The organism is Bacillus sp. 1A, assembly GCF_052682215.1.
This window is the reverse complement of sequence record NZ_JBQYLZ010000001.1, coordinates 3,429,797-3,452,159: the sequence shown is the minus strand read 5'-3', so window position 1 is coordinate 3,452,159 and position 22,363 is coordinate 3,429,797. Positions and strand designations below refer to the sequence as shown.

The 22,363-nt window shown below is 33.3% G+C and carries 20 protein-coding genes and 5 pseudogenes; 5 read left to right on the top strand and 20 right to left on the bottom strand.

Annotated elements, in window-relative coordinates; all coding sequences use genetic code 11:
* Positions 1-3: 3 nt before the first annotated feature.
* From ACUN0F_RS17585 to ACUN0F_RS17570, 4 genes are all read right to left on the bottom strand, one after another.
* The gene (locus ACUN0F_RS17585) at positions 4-855 is read right to left on the bottom strand and encodes a sugar phosphate isomerase/epimerase family protein (protein ID WP_264462242.1); all 852 of its coding nucleotides are present in this window, start codon (positions 853-855) and stop codon (positions 4-6) included.
* 66 nt (positions 856-921) lie between these two features.
* On the bottom strand, positions 922-1,458 hold the full coding sequence (locus ACUN0F_RS17580) for a hypothetical protein (RefSeq protein WP_264462251.1): 537 nt from the start codon (positions 1,456-1,458) through the stop codon (positions 922-924).
* A 326-nt stretch (positions 1,459-1,784) separates the two neighbouring features.
* Positions 1,785-3,206 carry a PQQ-dependent sugar dehydrogenase gene (locus ACUN0F_RS17575; RefSeq protein ID WP_264462243.1) on the bottom strand — a complete coding sequence of 474 codons (1,422 nt, stop codon included), beginning with the start codon at positions 3,204-3,206 and terminating at the stop codon, positions 1,785-1,787.
* Positions 3,207-3,446: 240 nt separating this feature from the next.
* Positions 3,447-5,165 carry an alpha-keto acid decarboxylase family protein gene (locus tag ACUN0F_RS17570; RefSeq protein ID WP_445539820.1) on the bottom strand — a complete coding sequence of 573 codons (1,719 nt, stop codon included), beginning with the start codon at positions 5,163-5,165 and terminating at the stop codon, positions 3,447-3,449.
* 668 nt (positions 5,166-5,833) lie between these two features.
* On the opposite strand from ACUN0F_RS17570, the gene ACUN0F_RS17565 reads away from it, so the two are divergent.
* Positions 5,834-6,280: a GNAT family N-acetyltransferase gene (locus ACUN0F_RS17565; protein WP_445539819.1), complete on the top strand. Its 447-nt coding sequence runs from the start codon at positions 5,834-5,836 to the stop codon at positions 6,278-6,280.
* A 356-nt stretch (positions 6,281-6,636) separates the two neighbouring features.
* A complete protein-coding gene (locus ACUN0F_RS17560) occupies positions 6,637-8,214 on the top strand; it encodes an FAD-dependent oxidoreductase (protein ID WP_445539818.1) in 1,578 nt (525 codons plus the stop codon).
* 204 nt (positions 8,215-8,418) lie between these two features.
* Here ACUN0F_RS17560 and ACUN0F_RS17555 read toward each other — a convergent pair.
* The 4 genes and pseudogenes from ACUN0F_RS17555 to ACUN0F_RS17540 all read right to left on the bottom strand — a co-directional run bounded on the left by ACUN0F_RS17555 (position 8,419) and on the right by ACUN0F_RS17540 (position 11,679).
* A pseudogene (locus ACUN0F_RS17555) lies at positions 8,419-9,370 on the bottom strand (magnesium transporter CorA family protein).
* Positions 9,371-9,653: 283 nt separating this feature from the next.
* A complete protein-coding gene (locus ACUN0F_RS17550) occupies positions 9,654-10,679 on the bottom strand; it encodes a ParM/StbA family protein (RefSeq protein WP_445539817.1) in 1,026 nt (341 codons plus the stop codon).
* Between the two features lie 35 nt (positions 10,680-10,714).
* Positions 10,715-11,116: a peptidase U61 gene (locus ACUN0F_RS17545; protein WP_327963847.1), complete on the bottom strand. Its 402-nt coding sequence runs from the start codon at positions 11,114-11,116 to the stop codon at positions 10,715-10,717.
* 85 nt (positions 11,117-11,201) lie between these two features.
* Positions 11,202-11,679 (bottom strand): annotated as a pseudogene (locus tag ACUN0F_RS17540) (general stress protein).
* Positions 11,680-11,791: 112 nt separating this feature from the next.
* On the opposite strand from ACUN0F_RS17540, the pseudogene ACUN0F_RS17535 reads away from it, so the two are divergent.
* Positions 11,792-11,946 (top strand): annotated as a pseudogene (locus ACUN0F_RS17535) (acyl dehydratase).
* A gap of 135 nt (positions 11,947-12,081) precedes the next feature.
* Here ACUN0F_RS17535 and ACUN0F_RS17530 read toward each other — a convergent pair.
* The 7 genes and pseudogenes from ACUN0F_RS17530 to ACUN0F_RS17500 form a co-directional block, all read right to left on the bottom strand.
* A pseudogene (locus ACUN0F_RS17530) lies at positions 12,082-12,360 on the bottom strand (hypothetical protein); the annotation flags it as partial.
* 98 nt (positions 12,361-12,458) lie between these two features.
* Positions 12,459-12,767, bottom strand: coding sequence for a hypothetical protein (locus tag ACUN0F_RS17525; RefSeq protein ID WP_445539816.1), 309 nt, complete (start codon positions 12,765-12,767; stop codon positions 12,459-12,461).
* Positions 12,768-13,131: 364 nt separating this feature from the next.
* A pseudogene (locus ACUN0F_RS17520) lies at positions 13,132-13,372 on the bottom strand (transcriptional regulator); the annotation flags it as partial.
* A 184-nt stretch (positions 13,373-13,556) separates the two neighbouring features.
* Positions 13,557-14,267 (bottom strand): alpha/beta hydrolase, encoded by a 711-nt coding sequence (locus ACUN0F_RS17515; RefSeq protein WP_445539815.1) that lies wholly within the window; start codon positions 14,265-14,267, stop codon positions 13,557-13,559.
* A 275-nt stretch (positions 14,268-14,542) separates the two neighbouring features.
* Positions 14,543-15,385, bottom strand: a complete 843-nt coding sequence (locus tag ACUN0F_RS17510; RefSeq protein ID WP_000665170.1) for a polysaccharide deacetylase family protein — start codon at positions 15,383-15,385, stop codon at positions 14,543-14,545.
* Positions 15,386-15,520: 135 nt separating this feature from the next.
* On the bottom strand, positions 15,521-17,296 hold the full coding sequence (locus ACUN0F_RS17505) for a sensor histidine kinase (protein WP_445539814.1): 1,776 nt from the start codon (positions 17,294-17,296) through the stop codon (positions 15,521-15,523).
* A complete protein-coding gene (locus tag ACUN0F_RS17500; protein WP_046954898.1) occupies positions 17,293-17,661 on the bottom strand; it encodes a response regulator in 369 nt (122 codons plus the stop codon). Before ACUN0F_RS17500 ends, ACUN0F_RS17505 begins: the two co-directional genes overlap by 4 nt.
* A gap of 252 nt (positions 17,662-17,913) precedes the next feature.
* Here ACUN0F_RS17500 and satA point away from each other — a divergent pair, with 252 nt between their 5' ends.
* Positions 17,914-18,465 (top strand): streptothricin N-acetyltransferase SatA, encoded by a 552-nt coding sequence (gene satA, locus ACUN0F_RS17495; protein ID WP_445539813.1) that lies wholly within the window; start codon positions 17,914-17,916, stop codon positions 18,463-18,465.
* Positions 18,466-18,562: 97 nt separating this feature from the next.
* On the opposite strand, the gene menA is transcribed toward satA, so the two are convergent.
* Both menA and ACUN0F_RS17485 read right to left on the bottom strand, forming a co-directional pair.
* A complete protein-coding gene (gene menA / locus ACUN0F_RS17490) occupies positions 18,563-19,474 on the bottom strand; it encodes a 1,4-dihydroxy-2-naphthoate polyprenyltransferase (protein WP_264461138.1) in 912 nt (303 codons plus the stop codon).
* 431 nt (positions 19,475-19,905) lie between these two features.
* A complete protein-coding gene (locus tag ACUN0F_RS17485) occupies positions 19,906-20,289 on the bottom strand; it encodes a hypothetical protein (protein ID WP_000532580.1) in 384 nt (127 codons plus the stop codon).
* A gap of 413 nt (positions 20,290-20,702) precedes the next feature.
* Between ACUN0F_RS17485 and ACUN0F_RS17480 the strand changes: the two genes are divergently transcribed.
* Entirely contained in the window at positions 20,703-20,978 is a 276-nt protein-coding gene (locus ACUN0F_RS17480; protein ID WP_001087713.1) for a hypothetical protein, read from the top strand.
* A gap of 67 nt (positions 20,979-21,045) precedes the next feature.
* On the opposite strand, the gene ACUN0F_RS17475 is transcribed toward ACUN0F_RS17480, so the two are convergent.
* The 3 genes from ACUN0F_RS17475 to ACUN0F_RS17465 form a co-directional block, all read right to left on the bottom strand.
* Positions 21,046-21,279, bottom strand: a complete 234-nt coding sequence (locus tag ACUN0F_RS17475) for a YuzF family protein (protein WP_000120818.1) — start codon at positions 21,277-21,279, stop codon at positions 21,046-21,048.
* Positions 21,280-21,517: 238 nt separating this feature from the next.
* Positions 21,518-21,751: a hypothetical protein gene (locus tag ACUN0F_RS17470; RefSeq protein WP_000340034.1), complete on the bottom strand. Its 234-nt coding sequence runs from the start codon at positions 21,749-21,751 to the stop codon at positions 21,518-21,520.
* Between the two features lie 295 nt (positions 21,752-22,046).
* Complete coding sequence (locus ACUN0F_RS17465) at positions 22,047-22,193, bottom strand: BC1881 family protein (RefSeq protein WP_000738548.1); 147 nt, start codon at positions 22,191-22,193, stop codon at positions 22,047-22,049.
* Positions 22,194-22,363 lie beyond the last annotated feature (170 nt).

The window sequence follows — 22,363 nt, the reverse complement described above, 5'->3', positions numbered from 1 at the left end:
CCCTCATAAAAGGCTATTCTTAAAATATGGTGTAAGGAATTCTATAGATTCCTTTGCTGCCAGTACTGGATCATTGCAATAGGTATATAATTCTACTGTAATAAATCCCTTATATTTAATTTGCTTTACATAATTAAATAATTGATTAAAATCAATATTCCCATGACCAGGTATAAGATGATAGTGTTTGTGATCTGCTATATCCTCTAGGTGGATGTTCCATATCCTAGACTTTAAACTTGATAATAAAGTGGGAATATCCTCTCTTATTACATCTGCATGCCCGAGATCAAGATTTGCGCCCAGCCTATTTGATCCCACTAATTGAATTAATTCATTCAATTCTTTTCCATTTTCTATTAAAAGGCCAGGTTCGTACTCAATCCCTACGTTGATTTCACGTCGTTCAGCATAGTCCATAATCTCTATTAGCGAATTTATAAGATGATTAATTGCTTGATCTGGTGGGTTCCCTGAAAGACACTTTCCACTTGTAATACTGATGTTTTTGGCATTTACTATTACAGCTAAATCTATTAATTGTTTTGTATATTTAATTCTCTGATTCCTCACCGCTTCTCTTGCATTACATAATGAAGGCTCAAATGTAGGTTCTCCAGTAGAATATGGAAAAAATCCAGTTGCTGTATTTCCGTTTATATTTGAGACCTCGAGGCCATATTTTTCTAGTTTTTGTTGTACATCAGTTACCCAAGCAGCAGTATGTACAGGTGGGAAAGCATGAGGAACATCTGCTAAAATTTCAACCCCTTTATACCCCAACTTTCCAATTTCTGAAATAGCTTCGGGTAATGTGTATGTTGTAAATGCATTTGTACTAAAAGCTAGCTTCATCTTGCCCCTCCTTTTAAAACCTCTAATATTACAACACTTATTCGTTCAATGGAATTTAGTCAGCATTTATAAAAAACGATACAATCTATTCAAAAATATTCTACAAAGTTCAACGAATAGCCAGGAGTAAAAAAAACTTAATATAAATATTATTGCAATAACCTTTGCATCTATAATTGTATTAACAGTAGGGCCCAGTACTGGGAAACGGAATACATACAGTATCACCATGATCCCCGCCAGTAGACATATTGATGAAAAAGAAACAACCAAAATTCTCTTATTCAATTGAAAAAAAGACACACCTATAGCTATACCTAATAAACCTGTTGTAAATGGAAAAATAATTAATTCACTCGGCTGAATGATAAATAAAAGGAGAATTGTAAGGATATAAGAAAGAATTCCTTGACGAATAGAAAGGGACGTAACTAAAAAAATTGGTAATGTCGCTAAAAAACTAATTAAGTAACCTATACCCGGCATCAAGCCTCCTGCTGATTGAAACATGGCAGCAAGCGTACTCAGCAAGGCTGTAATAACCAAGTTGGCTGCAAAAGGGATCTGTTTCAAGTGAATATGGTCTCCATCTATCCTTCTCATCGATTGATACCAATAACGGACAAACCATTCGATTAAAATCACCACCCAAAAATATCCAAACAGTCACTTTCTATACTATTCATTCCCGCGTGTTTTATGCGGTATTGCCTTTATAATAAAATTGCGAGAACGATTGCTCCTCTGAAAATATTTTAAAATAGCAGCTATTTCAATTGGTATTACTATAAATTCATGAACATAAATTTTGCAAGATATTGCTGAATACCCTTTTTCTAAATTCGCAATTATATTTATTTTGAAATGCCCTCTCTTTATTTTCATAAAGATATAACATGCCCTACCGTTTGAATTTTTATGGTAATGTCTTATAGAACAATTTCAAAAATAGTACCTTTGTTCAAATCAGTCACATTTGTAGATTCATAAACCCCTAAATATAATCTAGTTTGATTCAGATTTGTTCCCAAGTTAACATAATAAGCTGATTGAGATCCAAAATTATAATCGGTTTCAATAACACTAAAATCATTTAATTTACCATCTATACTAGGACGAGTATAGGCTAAACCCCCTCTAACTGGGGAGTTAGATTCTTCCTTTCGAGTAAGATCGGTAAACACAATACTTCCTGTTAAATTCGGAATTCCATTCCCCATATATGGTTGGACACCTGTAAGTGCAGTTCCATCAAACTTATCAGGTCCTGAACCTTTATGAAAATAACTAATGGATGGTTGAAGCCGCTTCATTGACGTTTTAACTGTTTCATTATAATAAGCTATTATTTTTTCATCTAAAGTGGGAGTTGAAGAACAGCGTCTTATAAAAGAAGTAGGAAAATCCCCTTCCCATCCACGCCAACCAAAGTTAATAAATCCGTCTTGATCAGAAGTAGATCTCATCATTAAAGAAGCTTGAACAAGTTGAGTGACTGGTATAGGTCTATAATGAACAAATGAAAAAATTGATTCCACCAAATCTTGCCCAACATTTCCCACATATTTAATATACTGATTATAAAACCTTTGAAATGAAATACCTGTGATATTACGAACGCCTTTAGCAATTACCGTAAGAGTTTCCTGAATAGATGAGGGAAGTTCATCAAAACGTGTGACTACAGGAGGATTATTGATAAGTGTATTCTTAGCTACATCAATTTCAATTATTTTACCGGCTATCTCCATATCATCCTGACTTAAATTAAATGGATCATAGCCTGATCCACCATCTCCAGTTGTTAAAACAAGTGCCCCAGTTTCAGGTGAAAAACTTAGGCTATTAACCCCATTATGATTAAGAAATGGCCTTCTTATATTAAGTAATGTACGTCTTTTTTGAGGTTGACCATTCGGTTGTAAAATCCATTCTTCTACAGTATCAATATGATCATATTGAGTTTCCCTGTTTATCCATCTTAAATTTAACGTTTTTGGGTCACATGGATTAGGCTTAAAAGGTTCAGCAAGAGCGCCCGGTCCTTGTGTTCCAGCTAATGAATAATGAAGATAAAACAAACCGTTATAATAAAATTGTGGATGAAACGCTAGTCCTAGCAACCCTCTTTCATCATATCCACCTTGTTCAGACTTCCCTAATTTTATGATTCGAGAACGAATATCTAAAAAAGTTCTTATTTCTCCGTCTCCTATGTAAAAGATTTCTCCTATTTGGGTTGCAATAAATAATCTTTCAATTGATTCACCTGGAAGTATAGCTGTTCTTAAAACAGTGGGTAGATTTATCTTACTTACAATGGGTTGTAAACGAACTTTTACTTTTATCAATTAACTTTACACCCCTTTCTATTATAAGAATATGATTTGGACTGTGCTATTAGTATCAAATAAGGGATGGCAATTGAATATAAAAAAAGCGTGTTATGATTATCTTCTTCAAAACACGCTTCTTCCTAATATATCGAACATTCATCAACTTTATATCTTAAAATACACCTAACAATTTTTCTGTGAATTTTTCAGAATTCCTCTAAAAAAATTAGACTTATCTTCCTGGTCTATTCAAGACTATTGCTGAGTACGCTGCATTTCCTGCTTCTCCATATAATTGCGCAACTTTTTCATATATCTAGATGCATCCATTGGATCTTTTACAATCATTTCAATAATACAGAGTTTTTCCGTACTTTCTATTTCAGCTTGGTTTATTGCCTGATCAAGCTCTCCGTAGGTACGGACTGTAGCTGTAAGCGCATCGCCTCCAAAAACTTCCGCTAGCTTAGTATAAGACCATTGAGGAATTTTGTTGTACTTTTGATTTTTTGTTTTTACATTCAAATATTTTTCAATCGTATAACCATCATTGTTTAAGACAAAAATTATAGGCTTGCATTCATAATAAAGCATGGTGCTGATTTCTTGAGCTGTCAGTTGTAAGGCTCCATCCCCTGTAAACAGAAACACTCGGCGTTCAGGCACAGCCATAATAGCACCGAACGCCGAGGGGGTTGCGTAACCGATGGACTGCCAACCACCTTGCCCAATATATATTACATCGCTCGGTAGTCTTACCTCTGCCATTCCGTAATAGAATGTACCGGTCTCGACAACTACAATGTCTTCCTCTTTCAGCATCTGCTGAAAACGTGGATAATAGTTCGCCGCTATTAGAGGGGCATCGGTGCTAGTATTTAATTGGTCGTAAGGGAATGACATTTTTTCTACCAACCCTTGTCCCTTATAACCCACATTCTGTATTGCAAGTAACATGTCAGTTGCAAGAACATTCGGATACTCTGCCTCAGCAATTTTAACCATATCTGGTTGAATATTGACGGTTATCAGCTGGTTTAGTTTTGCGGTAAAACTTGCGGTATTAGTATCCGCCAATACCATACCAATTGCGATGATACAATCTGCATTTTCTACCTTACTTTGAACTTCAGAATCTCCAAAAGATCCTAAGTACATTCCCACATAATTTGGATGGGTTTCGTCGAATCCTCCCTTTCCGTACATCATCGTTGCAACAGGAACATTCATGGTGTCTGCCAGTTGTTGAACTGCCGCTCGAAGACCGAAACGCATGGTTTTTACATCCACCAGTATAACTGGTCGATGTGCACGATCTAGTAGCTTATGGACATGATTGACCGCAGCATGAAGAGTTTTCAAATTAGATGTTGGGCGTTGGGGTGTTGGCTCTACACGATTTTTAATCGGCTTGGTCACTAAATCATCGGCCACAACAAGATATACAGGCTTTTTCTTTTCTTTAGCAATTTGAATTGCGGCTGGAATTTCAATTTTAGCGTTCTCAGGTGTAAGCACCGCGCTGTATGCAGTAATTTGCTCATACATGTTGCGAAAAACATCAAAATTCCCATCCATTAAAGTGTGATGCATCAGCTTATGCTCTTTTTGATCATTTTCGGGAGGCGCACCCACTATATGAATGATTGGTACATGCTCACTATTAGCCCCAGCTATAGCATTACAAGCGCTGAGTTCTCCAACTCCAAAAGTTGTAATAAGAGCGGACATCCCTTTAATTCTTGCATAGCCATCTGCAGAATAGCCCGCGTTTAGTTCGTTCCGCCCTTCTATAAAACGGATACCTTTATAACACTCTAAAGTATCAAGAAGTGTAAAATTATAGTCCCCTGCAATACCAAAAATCTCGGTAATGCCCTCCAATTTTAAACAATCGAATAAATATTGACCAACCGTTTTTTGAGAAGGTTGCCTTTGTAAAACAAAGTTATTCTCATTTATCATGTTTTCCACCACTTATTCACCCCTTATCCATTTCTTAAAATGTTTTGTTTTATAGTATTCTTTTTGATAATACCCTTTAATTGAACCCATTATCCGTTGCACTGAGCCAAAGCAGTATATCAAACGCAATTAACTAATATAAAAACATGTTGCTATTAAAGAGACATTTTTCATAATTCAAAACAATTTTAAGCTTGAGATAAGGTTTAAAAGTTAAAAAAGAGCACTTTTTTGAAGAAACCTTAAACATTTTAAATGTGTCAAAATCTATCAAATATCGCTATATTAACAGTTATTTAGAATTATGATTGCACCTTATTCCTCCTTTTGATGCTATAAAGGGCATATTTATAATGGAAAGAACATCTTCTGGTAGTGAAAGAGCAATTAAGGAACCGTTGAATGACAATAAACTATTCCGTTAAAGAATCATTTAATTGAATACCCGTTATTAAGTTAACAGTGAAATTGGATATGGATAATAAGGTCTTTAAAAAAATACAGAGGAAAGAATATAATTATATTGAGTATAATAACGTGTTTTTAACTATACCTTTAAGGAGGTGTTGTTGATGAGACATTATTTCTATTTGATTGGGCGAAAAAATAAGGGGATAACATTCCAATAGCCCATAAACTACGTGGTTTCCCTTCAATATTAGAAGGAGGGTATCAGATTGAAAAAAATTTATTTACAGCCAATTGACAAAAGTAATTGGGAAGAAGCAATTAGATTATCTGTTAAAGAAGAACAACAAACATTGATTGCATCCAACCTTTATTCTATCGCAGAAGTTCAATTTCTAGATAATTTCTATGCAAAAGGTATTTATCTTGATGAAAAAATGATAGGGTTTACTATGTTTGGGATAGATTCTGATGATAATAATTATTGGATTTATAGACTTATGATTGATAAAAAATTTCAAGGGAAAGGTATAGGTAAACAAGCTATACATCTAGTTATTGATGAGATAAGAAGAAATAATAACGCAAACATTTCTGTAATAATGATTGGATATGCTCCTGAAAACCTTACAGCTAAATTTTTATATAAAAAAGCAGGATTTATTGAAACTGAATTATCATCTTGGGGTGAACAGTTAGCTAAGTATTCTTTATGAGCATTTGAATTCCCCACGTTGGCTATTAGACTTATTAAAGAAAAGAGTCCAATAGTATAGCAATGTAGATAGGAAATGATTAAATTTTTTTATAAAAGAATCAACCAACTGAAAATATTAAGAGCGTATTTTGATTAACCTTTTTGTCAAAACACGCTCTTTTCTATGATTATTTATCAAAGTTATTAGTATCAATTTGAATAAACTTTATTTAAAAGCAAAAACAATGTTCAAATAAAATTACGTCTTAATTGAACATACGACACGGCCACAATTTGCTATTTTTTAAGCTCAAAGTTTACCTCTTCAATAAGTGGAAATAATAAAACTATAAAACATTGGATGGAGGATTTATAGTGACGAATAATGAGAATTACAGTGGAATATTACCTCATAACGCCAAATCTTATTGGACGAGCAGTATTCATTTACCAGAATACCCTTCCTTAGAGAGTGACATGCAGGTTGATGTTATTATTGTAGGAGGAGGAATTACTGGCATTACTTCTGCCTATCTTTTAGTAAATGAAGGCCTAAAAGTCGCTGTTATAGAGGCAGACAAGTTATTAAATGGAACGACTGGACATACGACAGCTAAAATTACGGCTCAACACGACATGATTTATGACGAGCTTATCAGATATACTGGAAAAACTACCGCAAGATTGTATTATGAAGCAAACATCGATGCTTTAAAATTCATTCAAGCTACAATTAATAAACATCACATTGATTGCGATCTCACTCAACAAGATGCTTATCTGTATGCCACAACAGAAGAATATGCATTTAAGTTAGAAACAGAAGCAGCAGCTTATAAAGAGCTTCGTATTGAAGGCGAACTTGTAAACAAACTTCCTATTAACTTAAAAATACATAATGCACTTGTTATGAGAAATCAAGCACAATTCCATCCCCTTAAGTATTTAGCTCATCTTTCAAATATAATTACAGAAAAAGGTGGATACATCTTTGAAAATACCACAGCAGTAAATATAAAAACAGGCGAACAACCTGCAGTTCTTACCCGTGGAGGAGCTCAAATTACAGGAAAGTATATTCTTTCTTGTTCTCATTTCCCTTTTTATGAAGGCGCAGGGCTTTACTCTACAAGAATGCATGCAGACCGATCCTATATAATTGCCGCTAAGACAAAAACAGATTATCCAGGTGGTATGTATATTAGTGTAGATGAACCAACCCGCTCCCTCCGTTCTACAACAATTAATGGAGAAGAATTCATTCTTATCTCTGGAGAAAGTCATAAAACAGGACAGGGCGGAGAAACACTAAAACATTATGAGGCCTTGGAAATATTCGGCCAACAAGTTTTTGGACTTAAAAAAATTGCATATCGTTGGTCAGCCCAAGATTTAATTACACTAGACAAAATTCCTTATATCGGTGAAATCACATCTGATCAAAAAAACATATTAATTGCTACTGGATACAGAAAATGGGGTATGACTAATGGAACTGCAGCTGCTCTTTTATTCCGAGATATCATATTAAAAGAAAAGAACAAATTTCGGGAATTATATACTCCCTCCCGTTTCCATATGAATCCAAGTTTAAAGAACTTCTTAGTCGAAAATGCCAATGTTGTTGGTCACTTAATTAAAGGAAAGTTAGAGATTCCTCAAAAATGTATTCGTGATTTATCTAACGATGAAGGAGCTGTCGTTGATATTGATGGACATAGAAAAGGAGCTTATAAGGATGCAGAAGGTAAACTTCATATTGTAGATACAACTTGTACCCACATTGGATGTGAAGTTGAATGGAACAATGGAGAACGTTCTTGGGATTGTCCGTGCCACGGTTCGCGATTCTCGTATACAGGAGAAGTACTTGAGGGGCCTGCTGAAAAACCATTACAAAAGTATGATTATAAAATGCTTGATAATCTTACTTCAGAAGACTCTGGCTATTAATAAAAAACACTTAATCAAGAAGAAAGATCGTGTTTTGAAAAAATATTTATTAAAACTTAATTTTATAAAATGTTTTACCCCCCAATATATTATATATTGGGGGATTTATATTATTTACATTCTTTCTTCGTTATATAGGGACCCATCACATCACTACTAACCATATATCTAGGTTAATATTTATCATATTTTTTATAAACAGGATTAATTAGATTTAAAAAAAGATTTCTTTTTCTTTACTCGTAATAAATCACCTGTCCATCCTTTGAATCGCATATACATATACATACCTCCCGTTGTGAAAATAATAAATAAGAGAGCTATTAAATAGCTATATTTCCATTCTAGTTCAGGCATGTATTTAAAATTCATACCCCACAATGCCCCTAAGGCCGTCAAAGGCGTACTCACAGCAGTTAATACAGTAAGAGCTTTCATAATTTCATTCCCACGATGAGAAGAAACAACTTCTTGTAAATGAATCATCGTGTCTAATTCTTCTTGGTATTCTTTAACAAGTTGTAATCCACGCTCTAATTTTACGTGTGTTTGTTTATAACAAAGGGTGTTTGTTAGGTTTTCTAACCAAGCTTCCTCCAAGCCTTGTAACACTTCTTGTATTAAGCGAAACACATGTGTGTTCATAAATAATTCATGACGAATATGATAAATTCTTTCTAAAACTGCTATGTTATTATGATGATAAAAATCCCATAATACATTTCTGAAATTGTTTTCAAAATAGTCAACCTCCCGCAAATAGTGAGATATAAATATTGATAAGATAGCACATAATCCTTCAGCGGAACTATTACATTTTTTTATACCCATAGGGAAATTATGTATTAATTTTTGGAAATCCTCTTCCTCTTTTTCCTGGACCGTTATCAGTATTCCATGAGCTACGAAATAATGAAGAAATTTTTGAATTTTGGCGTCCTTTTTATCTTGATCATATAAAAACGAACCATATACACAAGTTTGACTTGGTGATAACGTATAAACATATAATCCATTTTCACAAGGAGAACTTATTTTTTTTTACAAATTGAGAGAAATAAGATGTTACATCACGAGGGATTATAGAAGAAAGTTTTTCAAGTTCACTAGTTTTCACATGATACCAATCCCATTTCGGCATTTTTATGCAGTCCATATTATTCTTCCTTTCTGAATAGTTTTATGTTTCATCGAATAATATCCGTAATATGAAATTTATATGTAGGTATTCATGTCTTGGAGGAAAAGTTTTTAGATCCTCGAAATTACATAGGAGGTCTTCTTCTGTTACAAGGAAGACCTCCTATATATTAGTTATTTTCATTCTAAATTTTAAACATTTCCTCTATACAAGCACTTTTTATCTTTTCTTATTTATGTGTGGAAAAGAAGCCACATAATTTGGCACGTCTATTAAACGAACTCCATTTCGGTCGTTATTATAATTTGGATTCATATGCAGATTGATTGGTGATGTCGTCAAATACTTGACTTCCAATAATATAGTATCCATGAAGTGCTGCCTCTTTCGAAGCGTCTACCATACAGAAAGAAGAAATTTCACCTTGCATTTTTTCAATTCGTTTTTTGTGGATGTCTACTATTCCTCCTGTCCAAATAATAGTGTCATACTGGTCTAACTTAAATTGTTCTTGTAATACACGCATAACGTCTTGGAAGTGTGTATCCAACTCTTTTTGAATCAAAGTATCAACCTGACTTGTCTCATGATTTTCTTCTCGATCTCCATATCCTTTTTCTAATATTTTTGGCATGTCGTTAATATGCAAGTCATCACTTTCCCCTGCATGATTCTGCAGGATATTCTTAATATTTTTCAAAGGCTTGCTACATCCTAGTTCCTTCTCATAATGATTTAAAATGACATTCTGTTTCATATCTGTCATTTCTAATGTACGAAATCCACCATCAATAATTAAGATACGATCTCGTTCCTGAATGATTCCCTCTTTTAAGAAATAGGCGTGTAAAGCGACCGGTTGCTGAAGAATCAAAGCATTTTCCACCGTAATATTAATAAATTTCCCATCAATTTGCACGGAAGTTTCTTTTTTTAATACATTTTGTAATCGCTCATGCTGACTACCAAAACAAGTGACGGGAAGCCCGGTAACAACTAAAGGTAACATGACATTTTCTTTATAATCCTTTGCAATGCAACCAAATATTTGTTGTTTAAACTGTTCGCTTTCATAATAACTTTCTATTTCTTCGTCAAATGGAGGAAGAAATGAAGCGTCAGATTGATGTGCTTCATTTCCCATGTAGTATGCAAATTCTAAGTCTATAAAACTTACCTTTGTTAAATCTTCACTTTCAGCATGATTAGGTACAGGGGCTAGTGTGGAAGCTTCACTCTTAATCGTCACCTCAGAATCTACATCCTGTCGATATGCCCGTTTGGTAAAGCCAATTCCGACATCAATTGCATACAGAGATTTCATACTTTTTTCCTCACTTTCTCTTTTTAGAATTAAATCTAGGCACTCTCTTCTTTCCCTTCTTTCATATATTTCTTTTCATTTTTCGTTTTTTCCCCGTCTATGTCCTTACTATTTTCATTTATTTCGTAATCCTTTTCATCTTTTTTCTTTTTGTTATTTTCGTTTTCTGTTAAATCTTTAATGGTAGAAATAACAACTGGTGTGGCTGTAAGCAGTTGTGGTAATGTTTGTTTTGCAACATTAGCTGCAGTTACAGAGAATTGTTTACTTGTCTCAGTTACCTTCTCCAATGTTTCCTTTATGTTTCCTTCTTGTAGTTTGTCTTTTACGCTTTTTCCTTTTGTTTGTATAGCTTTCCGATTTTCTTTTTTTAATAGGGAGACCATGACTCCGGTCGTAATCCCAATCACAGCATATTTAAATATTGTATGTTTCATTTTCCTCATCCTTCTCTACTTTTATTTTCTTCCATGCTACAACCTAAAATAATTACCTTACCTATTTATCAGATGTTGCAATCTATTAGAGAGAATGATAGTTTTGCGGCTGCCTATCACTCGCCGTTGGTGTTTCAGCTGTTACTAGAAGTAAAATTCTCCCTTGATCTAATTTTTCTTCATATAAATTAGCTTCCTCCTTCTACAACCCCATTTCTTCCATTTGATTTCGGAGTTCGTCCCCTTTTTTGGAGAAAAAATTGATAATACTTGTGCCCAATCCTTGTTCTTTTACTCCAATCGTATTTATGTTTGTATCATCCGCAATCCTTTTTGTTATATGTTTTTCATGCGCTAAGACATAAAGTGAAACTTTAATCAGTGGGGGTTTTGTTCATCCCCCACTGATTATTAGTTGAACCAATCGGGCTTTTACGGGCAGTTAATGCGGGATAAATGTCATCTTGGCGAACCCCTTGCAATTCTAGCTCTTTTACTTTCATAACTACTTCCTGTTCATTTTGATATTCATGAACCACCGGTTTTCTTTCATTCTTATGCATAGTATCTTTCCTCCTTTAGATTTTTTTATTTAGTTGTTATGTAATATGTAATACACCTATTTTAAAGATGTTAAACCTAAAATTTCGAAAAATTTTATACAATAGGTTATTAGTGTTTTTGAATATCAAAGCGATGTCACGAGAACTTTGCTTTGATAAAAGTGTTACAAATAACGATTTGTTTGAAAGGAAAGCCCCTTATTTTATAGAAAAATTCTATTTAGAAAAGTTACAAAAGGAGTACAAGATACTTTTTTCGTTAATTAAATCAAAAGAAAAAAAACACTCCTTTTCAAAGAGTGCTTTTTAAAAATATATAATCTAATAAAAATGTTTCTATTTTGATTACAGAAAGAAAGTCGTTATTAAAACATATGGTTGCTAATTTTATTTCGTTCTCCCTTACACCCTAGCAGCAATATCCTTTATAACATACTCAGGGATATTAGCAGAATTATAATATTCATCCGGTTTACTTATTTCTCCATAACCTTCTGTAAATAAGGGATTTAACTTTGGATATAGTCGATAATCAATGTTATCTCGTTCTTTTAATTGTTCTTTCCAAAGAGAGATTTCGATTTTCGATTGAACTTGATAGTCTCTTTCTCCTTGAATAATAAAAAGCGGTGTCTTTTGTTCTTTTGACATTTCCACTGCTTTAATTTTACGGATAGAATCCTTACTTCACAGGATTTTTTTGCTGTTTTCACTATATACTTACTATACAAATGAAAATATACAAACTTTGCATAAAAAAATGATTTTATAGTATCTTTTTAATATCCATGTCCACTTTGCCAACCACCGTGTCCACCCGGCCAACCACCATGTCCACCTTGCCAACCACCGTGTCCACCTTGCCAACCACCGTGTCCGCCTTGCCAACCACCGTGTCCACCTTGCCAACCACCGTGTCCACCTTGCCAACCACTGTGTCCGCCTTGCCAACCACCGTGTCCGCCCGGCCAACCACCGTGTCCGCCTTGCCAACCACCGTGTCCACCTTGCCAACCACCGTGTCCACCCGGCCAACCACCGTGTCCGCCTTGCCACCAGCCTCCATAGCCTTGTCTCTGTGAGTTCATTCCTTCTCATCCCTTCTTATTAAAAATTCAAATAATGTAACTGGGTATTCTCTAAATATAATTATGTATCCCAAAAATAAATGTATCCGCAAACATCTCGATTATTGGTAAAGTAATTATCTAATGAAAAACATTTATCATTGCAAATCTAAGCTCTATTGTTTTTTACTTTATTTAAAAAATTTTTGCTATTTTATTAGCATACTTTTTAGATTTAAATTCATCATAGTTACGCAACAGACAAATCATTACTTGGGATCATTTTTCAACATTACATTAGAATCCATAGCTGGGCTTTAGTTATACAAGGAAAAACGATACTTCACTATTAAAGTATCGCAAAAAAACTATTTACTTACATTATACGGAGAGCGGTAACGATAGCAGCCAGCTCATCATTTGTTAGGACATTTCGATCCAGACGATAACCTTCTGGCAAACCAATGCCACCATTTATTCCTTGATAGATGACAATTGGAATGGCAGCTGCATTGATTGCGTCAATATCCCATAGATACCTCAAAACGGTCCATCAATCCCTTAGTCTGCACCATACGACGGTTCAGCAGGAGAATAATGATGGATAAAAGCCTTTCCAATTTCAAAATATATAATCTCCATTTCGCTGGATAAATAAGAAAACTTTACAATTTTAATAAACTTTTGTATTATCATCTATATTTTCAATCTTAATACATTCAAACTCTAGATAAGCATAAAACTTAAAAAGGACTCTTAATCTATAAGAGTCCTTTTTATATTATTTCGGTCAATTTATTACATTCGTTATCACTGTTTTAATAACCATTCTTCAATTACTTTCACTGTTTCATCTTGCTGTGCTTTTGACGTAATTAAGCTTGCATTATCACCTTCTTGCTCACCATACATGCCAAAATGAGCATGGTTTCCGCCTTTTATCATGTGCATAGTTGTATTCTTTGACATGAACTTTTTATTGTTCTCTATTTTGTCTACAGTTGCTAAAGCATCTACTTCCCCATAAATTGATAACATCGGAATCAATTTCGTAGAGAAGTCATCTGCAGGATACGAACCTAAGAAAATGATCCCGTCTACCTTGTCTTCATGTTGAAAGGCATACTTAGAAATCATAGCTCCCCCCATTGAATGCCCCGCAACATACCATTTTTGAACTTCAGGATACTGTTCCATTACACTGTCTACAACATTGATTCCAAATATCGCTAAATTTAATGGTAACTTAGGCATTACTACAAAGTGCCCATCTTTTGCGAGAGCTTCTCCTAAGTAACTATAAGCCTCAGCTTCTACTTTAGCTCCTTGATAAAAAATAACCCCTATTTTAGCATCTTTCTCTCCAAAAACGATATTATCTTCATCTTTTTTATCATCCACTAACGACAAAGCCTCTTTCGTTGGTTTATAAGTAAACTGAGACCAAACAAAAAACGTAATACTTCCCATAATTAAAATACCTAATAAAGAGTACAGAACAATTTTCAACCACTTCTTCACATATATGCCCTCCCTAAGATGTGTATATTTTATACTTTAATTATTATTAATAGGATTGTCGAATAATCTTAACTAATAAGTTTAGAAAAAATAATACAAGCCCTCAAATGCCGTTTTAAAATAAGTTCAATCTATTCATCCTAAAACGCGGGATTCATACACGAAGTAAAAGTTTATAAAGAAAAAGCCGATTTCTTTATCGTATAGGAAATCGACTTTTTGCTTAATTATTGATTTAGTAATAAAAACACCTTTTTAAAATAACTATGTTTATACTATAGACGTTGATCTTTCTGGAAGTTTAGACGAAAATGATCCTCATCATTATATACCCCAAATTCATACCCTTGCTCTTTATAAAATTTAATAATTTCAGGAAGAGCTTGTAATGTTTGCGCCTTTTCATGCATTAAAACAACTTCTACTTCTTCTGTTGTCTGTTTCTTTACATTTTCGATAATCTGAGTTGGATTATCTTTTAATTTCCAATCATTTGAGTCTATTGTCCAATCCCAAACTTTTATTGCTGCTTCTACAATTTGATTACGAATTTCCTCACCCTTTAATCCTGGTGCAGATCCATATGGCGGACGGACTAGTTTAGGAGTTGTACCCGTAATATTATGGATAAGAGCTAACGTTTCTTTCATCTCCGGTACAAATTGTCCCTTTTTGTATAGCTTATCACTATTATGTGTCATACTATGTGCACCAATATAATGTCCTTCTTTTACTGCTCGTTTTACGTTTTCCTGAAAACCTGTATTTTGTAAATTACTACCTTGCATAAAAAATGTTGAAGCAACATTTTGCTCTTTTAGTACATCCAAAAATTTCCCAGTTAATTCGCTAGGACCATCATCAAATGTTAAATACACAACTTTTCCTACTGGCTTTCCATCAGGTCTTTTCTGTTTTGCCGGTGGTGTTTCCTTTTTCTTTTCTTGTTGTTGCGTATTAACTTGTTTACTACTTTCATTAGCTACTCCCTTCGCTGGGATAGAGTTCCATTCCCCTATTAAAAAGAATGTGAAAAAGGTCGTTGCTAAAACAACTCCTAGAGATATTATTACCTTAGTTAATCGACTTGTTTTTTTCTTACTTTGTGATTCTTTCATTATTTTTCGATCCTTTCCCTATTAATTTTCATATTCATTATTTATAAAGTTGAATCTTTCAGTTTCAACCGGTGTTTACAATAAATAGATTAATAGAGATGGATAAAGATAAAATGCAGATAATGTCGATTTCGTTTAAAAATGATAAAAGAAAAATAATACTCCATCTTCTGTATTCAAAACACCATATTCCGCGCCATGCAGCTCTAATATATTTTTTGAAATAGCAAGGCCCAATCCTGTTCCACCTTTGGAGCGTTGACGAGACGTATCCCCTCTATAAAAACGATCCCATATTTTCTCTAAATGTTCGGGTGCAATATGAGCCCCTTTATTTTCTACACATACTTTTACACGTTCATTCTCTTCTATTGTAGAAATAATAATATTCTCCTGTTCTGGTGTGTAACGAATCGCATTCGTAATAAAGTTCGTTATAACTTGTTCTATGCGATGCTGGTTTGCAACAACTTCAATTTTAGAAATTTGTTTATGAACATGTAATTGCTTAGCTGTTATATCCGAGGTTAATTGCTCACATATGTAATCGATCATCTCATCAATATGGAAAACATCCCTTTCCATTTTATATGTACCAGATTCGAATTTCGCTAACTCGAGCATATCAATAATGAGCATATCCATTTTATCTACTTCTTTTGACATTGCTTTAAAGTAATACTCCTTTTTATTACTAGCAACCCCATCCTCCAAAATTGAAATACAGCTCTTCATAATACTTAAAGGCGTTTTTAACTCATGTGAAACACCAGCGATAAATTCTTTACGTGTATTTTCTAATTGCTTTTCTTTTTCTATATCTTGCTGCAATTGATGAATATACGAATGCAAAGCTTTAGAAAGTGTATTAATATTTTGTGATAAATCACCTATTTCATCCTTTGTCGTAATAGGTATCGTCTCAGAGAAATCTAAACCCGCGATTTTTTTTGTAGTATCATTTATTTGTAATAATGGCTTGGCGATTTTTTTTGAGTAATAGAACGATATCAAAACAATTAAAATCAATACAAAGATAATTAAATATACATAATAATCCTTTATCATTTGTACCGCTTCATCCACTGGTTGCAATGATGTCATAGCAAATATATAGTTTATCTTACCCTCTGCGTCTTTTGTCGGCTTGATTAATAGTTTATATTTAATATCATTTTCTTCGTAATCCCTTATTTCTATAGAAGTAACATCATTAAATTTTTGATCCAATAATAAATCAACCTGAAATTGTTTTATTCTATCTATAAGCACACGATTTCCATATATAAAATTCGTTCCTACAGTCCCCTCCGGTAATTGCACGTTTTGAATGATTCCTGCTAAATATAATTGTGAAATTTCTTTTGAAGATACAGCTTTTGGCCCATACAATCTTTCTGACAGTTGCTTGTTCTCTAGCCCAACATTCTTCTCTTTTATTGTTAACATCGCAGGGACTACTATATCCCCCTTCTGTACTCCATCGATAATAATATGACTCCCTGTTTCTAAACTATATTTCATCCTTTGTATATCTTCTAAATTGATAAAACTATACAACGGTATGTGAATGGAACGTTCAGAAAAACTCTTATTTTCGTTAAGGTCTAATTGAATTTCTATAGAAAAATCATTTGCATATTTTATATTACCTGCACGATCTAACGTTGTAATCCATGTCGCATTCTCTTGATAGAAATTTTGTTCCAATTCTTGAATTGCTGTCGCATCATCTCCAGCTTTTACATATGCTTTTTCAAAGGATTGAATATTTGTTTTAATATCATTCACTTTTCGATTTGCATAGTATTGCTTAAAAAATATAGTTTGTCCAATAAAAATAGTTACTAAAATAAGTGTGCATAATGTTGTTGTTAATATAAATAACTTTAATACAATTCCTTTTTTCATACTTGTCCCTCAAATTTATAACCAGCTCGTACAACAGTTACAATACACGCTGCTTTTTGTCCTAATTTATGACGCAAATTACGAATATGACTATTAACAGTACGATCATCCTCATCCACCCGAGCCGTTAGCATAATAATAGTTACATTAGATTTCTTCCGAATTCGCCGACAGACTGTCCAGCCATCTAATTCTGGTAACATAATATCTAAAATAATTAAATGCACCTCATGCTCTTCAAATATAGATAACGCTTCTTTCCCATCAATCGCCTCTAAGACGTTATATCCTTCGTTTAATAAGTAATCCTTCATAATTTCACGTAAAATATCTTCATCTTCTACAATTAATATTGTTCTTTGCATCTTTTATCTTCTCCACGATTTATTTTATTGTTAGGAAGAAATAGTTCATTTTATATGTTAACCAATTAGAAATCTTTCACTATTTCCGTCACTACTACATACGACATAGTTATATCAAGATAATAGCATGACGGTATAAAGATAAAATGCAGAGATAGCCTTACTATTGAAATGCTATTATAATTTTGTAATTGGAATGAATTTGAATCACATAAAAAACCAGAAGAAATACTATTATTTGGAGGTATCACGATGAACCTTTTAATTAGAGAGTTAGAAACAAATGATTTAGACAATCTCCCGGAAATTGATGACAGTTTTATAGTGAATGCTCGGTTAATTCTTTCTCTTTCAAAAGTAAATAGACGCATAGAATATACAGTAGAAGACGTTCCGAGTTATGAAAAAAGTTATTTACAAAATGATAATGAAGAACTGGCGTACAATGAATATATTAATAAGCCTAATCAAGTAATTTACATCGCACTGTTACATAACCAAATCATTGGATTCATAGTATTGAAAAAGAATTGGAATCACTATGCTTACATAGAAGATATAACGGTGGATAAAAAATATCGTACACTCGGAGTTGGTAAAAGATTAGTTGCCCAAGCAAAGCAATGGGCAAAAGAAGGTAATATGCCAGGTATTATGCTTGAAACGCAAAATAATAATGTCGCAGCATGTAAATTTTATGAAAAATGTGGATTTGTAATTGGTGGGTTTGATTTTCTTGTTTATAAAGGTTTGGATATTGAAAATGATGAAGTTGCAATTTATTGGTATTTGCATTTCAAATGAGAATAGTTTATAACGTTAAAAAACTCAAAATAAAACCCCAATCTCTCCATATTAAAATTGAGAAATTGGGGTTAAGTTATTTAACAATATTTTTTATTTAAAACAAGTAACTGATTAATAACCCCGCTGATAATAAGAAGCCAAAAATCGTATTTGTCATCGCTGTTGATTTCATTGCGATGCGCATATATCCGGGATCCTTTGCTCCTTTTTGGAAGCTTTGAATGGCAGAAATTGGCTTTCTCAAACCTAGGAACATAACTAATGCCCAAGGGCTTATATAACCCATCAATACAATCACAGCGATCCATAAATAAGCAATGAAAAAGGCTACAGCTAGTGTTACTATTGCTTTTTCTCTCCCAAGTAGGATTACTAATGTCTTTCTTCCACCTTTAATATCTTCTTCGATATCTCGGATGTTATTCGACATGTTGATTGCACCGACTAAAATTCCAATTGGAATAGAAATCAATACACTTTCAATCGTTATCGTATTCGTTTGAATAAAGAAAGCGATGAGTACAAAACATGTCCCCATTAACAATCCAGAAACTAATTCTCCAAACGGAGTGTACGCAATTGGTAATGGACCACCTGTATATAAATAGCCAACCGCCATTCCAATTAAACCAATAACGACTAACCACCAGCTGCTATTCATACAAATATAAATGCCAATAAATGCTGCTACCACATACAATAAAAGCGCAACTGTTAAAACATTTTTTGGTTTCAATCCATGACGGACAATTCCACCACCGATGCCAACAGAATCAGCGGTATCTAATCCACGTTTGAAATCATAATACTCGTTAAATAAGTTCGTTGCTATTTGCAATGCTAAACATGCAACCATCATCGCAATAAATAAAAGCCAATGAATTTCGGCAACATAAAGCGATGCTACTGTTCCTAAAATTACAGGAGAAAACGTCGCCGTCAATGTATGCGGGCGCGTCATCTTCCATATTAATTTAGCGGAACTAATTTCTTTTTCATTCCCCATAACTCTGTTCAATCTCCCTACATTTTAAGTATAAATTACTAGCAGTCTCTTTCTATCTATTTCCTGCGTCACATCTATTATATCAAAAAAAGAATTGGCTATAGAAATGTAATGCTCTTGCTTGCACGATAACTTTGCATCAAAATATCGTTTTTTCTAATATGGGGTACAGCCGCATGCCCATCAACTTAAGAAAACAGATTCACCCCAAAACGAAAAAATGAGCTTAATTCTCATATATAACTGTCGAGAGATAAAATTTTTGTTTTGGTGGTGCTTCAAAATATTAGCTTGATGGCGATGGGACTGCCCCCCTAATACTTTATTTTAATAATGACTCTTTTCATAAAATAAAACTCCGTTATCAGTCTAAGCCATTTTTTATATCTAACAATAACAAGTGTACATTTTTACCTTTCAGATAGTCTCTTTTATTCTAATTTCTTCATTTCTTTCAGCCGTTCTATATCCTTTTCTGAAGCCTTTTCTATTTTATACAATTCATAACTACCCTTTGTCTCATTTATCACTACAAATTCAATTTCATTCCGAATATAGCTTTTAGTTTTTCCTTTTTTATAACCAATAACATTATCTAATATAGTTTCCCCACTATCTTTTTTATATAAATTATAGCTAACAGGCGGACGACCAATTACATACTTATTATCAGAAAATCCGACTATATCATCTCTCCCTAATCCTGTCGAAACACTCCAGACAAAAATAATCTGAAATATAGAAAAAACAACAATACCGCATAAGAAAACAAATAGGATTGATTTAAAAAATAACTTTAAAAATATTCTGCCCAAAAACATTCCCTCCCATTTCACCTCGGGATCGCAAGAACAAAACATGAGTTTTGTACGCTAAGAAACCGAATTTTTATATTGTTGAAATCAATGCCATAAGAAAAAGGGTTACCGCAGCAACCCTTTTTCTTATAATACACGTCATTTAAGTAAGCTATGGATGAATAGTTACAAGTAAAAACGGTCCATTTGATAGAACGGTGCTGCAGCTACATCTTGCATCAAGGGGGCACTATGTCAAAAAATTATACGTTTAGACACAAAATTGACACATTTCGATTAGTTCCCTGTACGTTAAGAGATTAGGTTGTATATTTGAGGAGATGTACGAGACAGGTGTGAATTTAGGTAATCTAATATTTTCCATTCAAATATGATAGAATAGAAGTATATCCAAAACGGAGGAATAACAAATGAACTCAAACACAAAACAGTTTATTTATGATATCCAGCAACGAAAGAACAATTATATAGAAAATGCTTTAATAGCAATACAACACCCTAAAAAAGAGCAATCTGAACAGGTCATTCAAAATATAGTAGAGAAAATGGATATGATGATTAGTCTAGTTACTACGTACATGAGGATTGAATCTGGATCTACGAAAGAATTAAAAGAACTTCAGAAAGAAATTATCCATGCTCAAGCATATATCCAAAAACGAAAATTTGAAGAAACACAGAGATAAAACCCTGTGTTTTTATTTGATGTTCTATGACGCTAATCAGTTATAAATCAAATTACATGTAATTTGATTATTGTTTTGGCATAATCCATACAATTTGTTGAATGCGTACAATATATGGCACCGTATCTTCAATGAGCAAATGATCGGGTTTCACATCCTTTAATTTACCTCTTATATTTCCTCTTACAGTTTCAATAACCACATGTTTACCAATTACTGATTGTAATGTCTGATATACATAGGGATTAGGCACACTTACCATATTTTGTTTACTAAAGTCATTTCCCTCCAAATAACTCATTCTATAAGACTCCTTTCTAACTCGCATTCTTTCTCCTAATATATGATGTAAATCTTATAAATATGCTAGAAGGATAATTCATTATATGAACGGAAATAACATTTTAATAAGATACAGTTTCTATTTCTACATTGCTAAAAAATTATTTATATAAAGTTACTTTTACTAGTTAATAGGTGATGATATAGGGATATTTTGAATGTACATCTAGGTTGTTCATTTCAGGATATGTATCATTTTAAATGCGCCCTTTATTAGAATAGTACTCATACTTTTTTTGAGATTCTTTCGTAATACGTGCGTTAAGTAAAATTGCTAACAATAAAAACACTCCATATTTTCCCCCTGTAGCTCCTATGATAATCACACTACTACAAACAAGTACAATTAATAGGATAAACGAAACTAAATAAATACGATCATAATTCTTTGACATCTTCTCGTATTTTATGCGTTCTTTCCTTGCATCCATCTAAATTCCTCCTTTAAATAATCCATTTCACTCTCAAATAAATCTAGCCCTTAAAAAGGAAACAATCTATCGTTTTAAATAATTAGTTTGTTTTTTATCAACTAATTTATATAACGTAAAAAGAAATCCTACCAATATTAAGCTCTCCACCATGATAATCCCGATCCTCTCCTTCCTTTTAATCCCAACACATCAGATAAAAGTTATGTATATCCCATATTAGCTGCAACAAGCAAAAAGGATCCCCCTTCTCTTAAAGGCCGATCCTTTTCTCCTTGTATGCAACTATTTTTACCTATTCTTGATTAATTAGAATAATAGCTGGTCCATCTACACGAATTCCACCAACTTCGATTTTTTCATAAGACTCAACTGTAATAGAGATGATCCCTTCTCGCTTCTTTAATTCATTACTTAATTCTTTTGTTAACATTTTTTTCATGTGTTTACTCCTTCTTACTGCTTAATTTACTATTGGTATGTAAATAAAATTAAAATTGGTTTCCTGGTCTGGAAACCAATTTTTTGTAGTTGACCATATGGTGTTACCAGTTCGTTTATCAATTTTACGTAAAGAAGATAAACAATTACTATTCACCGTCTCAGTAGATA

Bases quoted from the DNA above. Each gene is read 5' to 3' on its own strand.
- ACUN0F_RS17585 (WP_264462242.1), bottom strand. From the start codon at position 855: ATGAAGCTAGCTTTTAGTACAAATGCATTTACAACATACACATTACCC.
- ACUN0F_RS17545 (WP_327963847.1), bottom strand. From the start codon at position 11,116: ATGAAACATACAATATTTAAATATGCTGTGATTGGGATTACGACCGGA.
- ACUN0F_RS17475 (WP_000120818.1), bottom strand. From the start codon at position 21,279: ATGAGTTATTTGGAGGGAAATGACTTTAGTAAACAAAATATGGTAAGT.
- ACUN0F_RS17550 (WP_445539817.1), bottom strand. From the start codon at position 10,679: ATGAAATCTCTGTATGCAATTGATGTCGGAATTGGCTTTACCAAACGG.
- ACUN0F_RS17505 (WP_445539814.1), bottom strand. From the start codon at position 17,296: ATGAAAAAAGGAATTGTATTAAAGTTATTTATATTAACAACAACATTA.
- menA (WP_264461138.1), bottom strand. From the start codon at position 19,474: ATGGGGAATGAAAAAGAAATTAGTTCCGCTAAATTAATATGGAAGATG.
- ACUN0F_RS17500 (WP_046954898.1), bottom strand. From the start codon at position 17,661: ATGCAAAGAACAATATTAATTGTAGAAGATGAAGATATTTTACGTGAA.
- satA (WP_445539813.1), top strand. From the start codon at position 17,914: ATGAACCTTTTAATTAGAGAGTTAGAAACAAATGATTTAGACAATCTC.
- ACUN0F_RS17580 (WP_264462251.1), bottom strand. From the start codon at position 1,458: ATGAGAAGGATAGATGGAGACCATATTCACTTGAAACAGATCCCTTTT.
- ACUN0F_RS17480 (WP_001087713.1), top strand. From the start codon at position 20,703: ATGAACTCAAACACAAAACAGTTTATTTATGATATCCAGCAACGAAAG.
- ACUN0F_RS17470 (WP_000340034.1), bottom strand. From the start codon at position 21,751: ATGGATGCAAGGAAAGAACGCATAAAATACGAGAAGATGTCAAAGAAT.
- ACUN0F_RS17465 (WP_000738548.1), bottom strand. From the start codon at position 22,193: ATGAAAAAAATGTTAACAAAAGAATTAAGTAATGAATTAAAGAAGCGA.
- ACUN0F_RS17510 (WP_000665170.1), bottom strand. From the start codon at position 15,385: ATGAAAGAATCACAAAGTAAGAAAAAAACAAGTCGATTAACTAAGGTA.
- ACUN0F_RS17525 (WP_445539816.1), bottom strand. From the start codon at position 12,767: ATGAACTCACAGAGACAAGGCTATGGAGGCTGGTGGCAAGGCGGACAC.